The sequence below is a fragment of the Synechococcus sp. R5-13 genome (genome assembly GCF_047462015.1).
GTDB lineage: Bacteria > Cyanobacteriota > Cyanobacteriia > Thermostichales > Thermostichaceae > Thermostichus.
The window spans coordinates 1-3,245 of record NZ_JANSIL010000114.1; the positions used below are offsets into that span (position 1 = coordinate 1).

The following is a 3,245-nucleotide window of genomic DNA, read 5'->3' on the forward strand; positions in this document are numbered from 1 at the left end:
TTTGCCAAACCGCCTAAAGCTCAGTAAATTCAGCAAAGTTCAGGGTTTTGGGGGTTAGAGGCATGCTCTCTCCCTCTGAGGTGCGGGATCCAGAAACCCTTCTGCCCCGGAGGGCAGGGTGCTCTAAGTTGGCTTAACATTATTTCATGACCGGGCCTGGCCCTCACCTTGCCAAGGGCGGGTGGCCAATATCAGTGCCTAGGGATCCGGCTCAACTTCCTTCCCATTGCAGGCAAAACGACCATGGTAGGCATCTTCAAGCGCTTTTTCGGCTCGCGCGGCAAAGCTGCGGCCACGTCCTCACCGGAAACTGTTGCTAAGCCAACCCCAAAGAAAGCGAAAAACGACAATACTTTTTTTCTCGACCCAGATGAAGCCAAAACCCTTGGCAACATCGAGTATATGCGCACCCCCAGGATCGTGAAGCACACCTTCCAGGATTTCGGCAGCAAGGAGAAGGTGGAGGTGGTGGAGCAGGTCTCTTCCCTCAGCAAAGTTAAGTTGTCCACAGAGCAAGCCAAAACTCCTGAAACTGCTGCTGAGCAGGGATCCTCCGCTTCAAGCAGCAGCGGAGCAAGCCCACGCCGTCAGGGGGGATCGGACATGGATACCTTCCGCAATATGGCCCGCAGCCTAAAACGCAAATAAGCCAAACTCAGGTTGATCCCTGTCAGAGCCAACCAGAGGCTGGATCCCAGCTTTCCTCTTCGCAGCAGCGGCAGGCGTGATACAACTGCTATCGAACCGGCTAATCTGCGACTGAACTGAGGAGGAGCAATGGCGATTAAGCGAGGCACCTTGGTGCGGGCTATCCGCGAGAAACTGGAGGGTAGCTTAGAAGCGCAGGCGAGCGATTCTTTTATTCCCAACTACGTTTTCGAGACCCCCGGAGAAGTGGTGGATATCAAAGGTGACTACCTGCAGATTAAGTTTGGGGCTGTTCCCACCCCTACGGTTTGGCTGCGGGCGGATCAGGTTCAGGAGATGGCGGGTTGAGTAGAAGCACGGAATGTTCCCCATCTGCATACCCCGTGATGGGGTGAAGGGGGATCCATGGCACTCCTGGCTGCTCCCACCCGTGAACAAATCCTGCAGCGTAGGCAGCTTTTGCGTCGGCAACGGCGCAGCCGGTTTTGGCAGAGATCCTGGCGCCTGACCGGTTCGATGACCATCTTGGCGCTGCTGGTGCTGGGCCTACGGCAGCCCCACTGGCAAATTCGTCAGCCAGAACAGATTCAGGTAAAGGGTGCCCACTGGGTCGATCCCGCCTGGATACGGGCACAATTGCCCCTGCAGTATCCCCTCAACATTTGGCAGGTGCAACCGGCTGTTTTGGAAAGGGCTTTGCTGGGATCCCCGACCCGCCCCTCTCCCATCGAAAGCGTCCAGGTGCAGCGACGGCTGCTGCCGGTGGGTGTCATCGTCCAGGTGCGAGAACGGCAACCTGTGGCGCGCGCGCGATGGGGCGACCAGATGGGCTGGGTGGATGTCCAGGGCAACTGGCTGTCTCCCGATCCCTACCGTTCCCCCAAGTCTTGGCCTGAGCTGGAGCTGCTGGGCTGGGAGAACCACACCCCAGAGCAATGGGCGCTGTTGCTCAGGGCTTTACAGCAGTCTGAAATTCAGATCAGGGCAGTGGATTGGCAATCTGGAGCGGGAATTACCCTGCATACTGAGCTGGGCAACGTCTACCTGGGGCCGATTTCCGACCGCTTGCCCTTGCAAATTCAGACCCTCAACCAAATGCGGGATCTGCGCCGCTACTGCGAGTGTACGCCCGACGACATCGTCCAGATTGACCTGACCAGCCCCAGTGTGCCCACCTTGCAACTTACCCCCACGGCCACCCAGGAGCGCTGGAAAGACGTGCGGATGCCCTAGCTTTGCTATGAACCCGGTGCCGGCGGTGGAGGTGAACCAATTGTGGACAGCTTATCCCGGTCATCCGCCGGTGCTGCAAGGGCTGGATCTACGGGTCGAGGTTGGGCAACATCTGGGGGTGATCGGCCCCAATGGCGCGGGTAAAACTACCCTGTTCCTCACCCTCTGCGGCCTGTTGCCCCCCTGCTCTGGCCAGGTGAGTTTGTTTGGCCAGCCGCTGCGGCCCGGCCAGTTTCGCCCTGAGGTGGGGTTGGTGTTTCAGGATCCCAACGACCAACTGTTTGCCCCATCGGTGGCCGAAGATGTGGCCTTCGGACTGCGCAATTTGGCCCGTCCTGAGGCGGAGATTGCGGCTGCCGTTCAGGCCGCCCTGCAGATGACCGGCACCCTCCATTTGGCCGATCGTCCCCCCCATCACCTCTCTGGTGGGGAAAAGCGCATGGTTGCCATTGCCGGGATCCTGGCGATGCAGCCCCAGTTGGTGCTCTACGATGAGCCGACAGCCAACCTCGATTTGCGAGCCCGGCGCCGGTTGATAGTTTTTTTGCAACAGGCCGCCCACACTTTTCTGCTGGCTTCCCACGATCTGGAGCTGATCTTGGAGGTGTGCGATCAGGTCATCCTGTTGGATCAAGGGCGGATCTGGGCCCAGGGATCCCCGGCCCACCTGATGGGCCGAGCCGACCTCATGGAAGCCCACGGCCTGGAAGTGCCCCCCTCACTGCGCCGATGATCCAGGAGTCGATGAGCGGTGAAAGTTGAAAAGATGTCAAGAATTATTTTTAAGCTGACAACATTTTTGCCTCTCTTAATAAAAAGCTATCGTGCTAATTAAAAATATTGATTTTCGTCCAGGATTAAATAGGGATATCATTTTGTTAAGTCGGGGATCCCTTCTCTGAGTCGTCCTAATCGATTTTGTATGATCGATTTTGTACAAGAAAGATGTGGACTTAGCTCAGAGCTGGCAGCTTTGCCCGCCTGAGTGACAGTTGCGCTTAACCCTGATGGCTCCTACAACCTGTTCTGACTTCAGTCGGAGGTCTGTGGCTCAGAGCCTTCTCCCCTCAGAGGGGGTCTCTGGTGGCTGGGGTAGGTGTCGCCGGGAAAAGCTGTCAATCGAGATTTGGGCAGAGGATCTCTCTGATGAAATCGAAAGGAGATTGCATGAGCGAACCCAACAAGCGAGATCACTTTGCCTTGCTACTGGGTTCGACAGCGTTCAGGAACTGAGTGTGTTCAAAAGTGGAGAGTTGATATGCCTATTGCAGTTGGAATGATCGAAACCCGCGGGTTCCCGGCAGTGGTAGAAGCTGCCGACGCCATGGTCAAGGCAGCCCGCGTTACCCTGGTGGGTTACGAGA

Annotated in this window: 5 protein-coding genes; all 5 read left to right on the plus strand. The window is 57.1% G+C overall.

Annotation, left to right across the window (positions count from 1 at the left end):
• Window positions 1-243: 243 nt before the first annotated feature.
• Window positions 244-648 carry a hypothetical protein gene (locus tag NW840_RS09105; RefSeq protein ID WP_414343788.1) on the plus strand — a complete coding sequence of 135 codons (405 nt, stop codon included), beginning with the start codon at window positions 244-246 and terminating at the stop codon, window positions 646-648.
• 129 nt (window positions 649-777) lie between these two features.
• Window positions 778-996: an NAD(P)H-quinone oxidoreductase subunit O gene (locus NW840_RS09110; protein WP_414343789.1), complete on the plus strand. Its 219-nt coding sequence runs from the start codon at window positions 778-780 to the stop codon at window positions 994-996.
• 57 nt (window positions 997-1,053) lie between these two features.
• Window positions 1,054-1,881: a cell division protein FtsQ/DivIB gene (locus NW840_RS09115; protein ID WP_414343790.1), complete on the plus strand. Its 828-nt coding sequence runs from the start codon at window positions 1,054-1,056 to the stop codon at window positions 1,879-1,881.
• A 7-nt stretch (window positions 1,882-1,888) separates the two neighbouring features.
• A complete protein-coding gene (locus tag NW840_RS09120; protein ID WP_414343792.1) occupies window positions 1,889-2,614 on the plus strand; it encodes an energy-coupling factor ABC transporter ATP-binding protein in 726 nt (241 codons plus the stop codon).
• A gap of 525 nt (window positions 2,615-3,139) precedes the next feature.
• Window positions 3,140-3,245 (plus strand): BMC domain-containing protein (locus tag NW840_RS09125; protein WP_414343793.1); only part of this gene is annotated, 106 nt, incomplete at its 3' end.

Coding starts and splice junctions, on each gene's coding strand:
- NW840_RS09105 (WP_414343788.1), top strand. CDS start 244: ATGGTAGGCATCTTCAAGCGCTTTTTCGGCTCGCGCGGCAAAGCTGCG.
- NW840_RS09110 (WP_414343789.1), top strand. CDS start 778: ATGGCGATTAAGCGAGGCACCTTGGTGCGGGCTATCCGCGAGAAACTG.
- NW840_RS09115 (WP_414343790.1), top strand. CDS start 1,054: ATGGCACTCCTGGCTGCTCCCACCCGTGAACAAATCCTGCAGCGTAGG.
- NW840_RS09120 (WP_414343792.1), top strand. CDS start 1,889: ATGAACCCGGTGCCGGCGGTGGAGGTGAACCAATTGTGGACAGCTTAT.